The organism is Promicromonospora kroppenstedtii DSM 19349 (genome assembly GCF_000515355.1).
In the GTDB taxonomy this organism is placed as follows: Bacteria; Actinomycetota; Actinomycetes; order Actinomycetales; family Cellulomonadaceae; genus Promicromonospora; species Promicromonospora kroppenstedtii.
Genome location: NZ_KI911631.1, coordinates 1 through 1734 on the forward strand (window position 1 = coordinate 1; position 1734 = coordinate 1734).

2 protein-coding genes are annotated in these 1734 nt (G+C 75.5%); both read right to left on the reverse strand.

The genetic code is table 11. The features are described from left to right. On the reverse strand, positions 1-358 hold a 358-nt coding region (locus tag PROKR_RS06160; RefSeq protein WP_036960765.1), incomplete at its 3' end, for a universal stress protein. Between the two features lie 63 nt (positions 359-421). Next, positions 422-1734 (reverse strand): sensor histidine kinase (locus tag PROKR_RS06165; RefSeq protein ID WP_157601920.1); only part of this gene is annotated, 1313 nt, incomplete at its 5' end.

Here is a 1734-nt window from a genome sequence, read left to right on the forward strand (position 1 = left end):
CCCCGCCGAGCCCGCGCGAGCCGACCACCATCAGGTCCGCCGCCGCCGACTGCCCGATCAGCCGCGCGGCCGGGGAGCCGGTCGCCTGCAGCATCGTGGTGCGCACGCCGGGCGCGGCCTCCTCCGCCGTCGCCACGGCGGCCTCCAGCCAGAGGTGGCCCTCCTTGATCAGCTCGTTCTCGTAGGGAGACAGTGCCGGCGCGTGGGGCACGGCCGCGGGGATCGGCGTCCACACGCTCAGCAGCACCAGCGGCACGTCGCGGCGCACTGCCTCCTGCGCCGCCCACCGGACGGCCTGCGTGCTCGACGCCGAACCGTCCACCCCCACCACGACCGGCTTGCTCGCTTTTTCCGTCATCGGGACTCCTCACGGGGCGTTCGCTGACCACCGGACCGTTCCTTCTTAGCACCGGCGGGGCGTTCACGCCGTGTGCGGCAGCCGGACCGTGAACGTGGTGCCCGGCGAACCGTCCTCGTCCGCCGTGGCCGATCGCACGGCGACGGTGCCGTGGTGCTCGGTCACGATGGCCTCCGCGATCGCGAGCCCCAGGCCGGTCGAGCCGCCGGTGCGGTTGCGGGCCACGTCGCCGCGCGTGAACCGGTGGAACAGCGCGGGCCGCAGCGCGGCGGGGATGCCTGGGCCGTCGTCGGTGACGTCGAGGACCACGGCGTCGCCGTCGCGCCGGAGCCGCACGTGCACGTGCGTGCCGGGCGGGGTGTGGGTGCGGGCGTTGGCCATGAGGTTGGCCATGACCTGGCGCAGGCCGGCCTCGTCGCCGGTGACGACGAGGTCGTCGGCATGCTCCGGCAGGTCGAGCGTCCAGGTGCGGTCCGGGCTGGCCGCGTGGGCGTCCATGACGCCGTCGACGGCGAGCGCCGCCAGGTCGACGGGGGAGCGGTCGAGCTGGCGTCCGGCGTCGAGCCGGGCCAGGAGCAGCAGGTCCTCGACCAGGCCCGTCATGCGGACGGCCTCGGACTCGATGCGGTCGAGCGACCGTTCGGCGGTAGGCCCGAGGTCCTCGGGTGCGCGGTGCACGAGCTCGGCGTAGCCGCGGATCGATGCCAGCGGTGTGCGCAGCTCGTGGCTGGCGTCGGCGACGAAGCTGCGCACCTGGGTCTCGGAGTCGTGCCGGGCCTTGAGCGAGACCTCGACGTTCTCCAGCATGCGGTTGAGCGCCGCGCCGACCTGGCCCACCTCGGTGCGCTCGTCGGTGAGGTCGGCGCGGACGCGCGGGATGGCGGCGATCGCTCCGCGGGACAGCTCGAGCTCGGAGACGCGGCTGGCGGCGGCCGTCACGTCGTCAAGGGGGCGCAGGGAGCGCCGCACCAGCCAGGCGCCGACGCCGACGGCGGCGAGCAGCGCGACGGCGCCGAGCGCGGCCTCCACGAGGATGTACCGTCGCACGGTGGTGTCGACGGTCGCGGTGCTGGTCGCGACGACGGACGCCTGGCCGTCGGTGGTGGTGCGGTGCACGGCGCGGAACGAGCCGAGGCCGGTGAGCCGCACGTCGTGCGGCAGCCCGTCGGCGGGGACGGCGGTGAGCTCGGCGACCTGCTGGTCGTCGAGGCCGACGCGTTCGAGCGAGGTGGTGATGTGGTCGGCCCACACGAGCCCGCCGTCGGCGTACCGCACGACGGCGCTGCCGGGGCCGATGCCGGCCGGGAGGGTGGGCGTCCCGGTGCCGTCGTCCTGGCCCGGCTGGGGCATGGGCGGTCCGCCGACCTCGCCGGGCC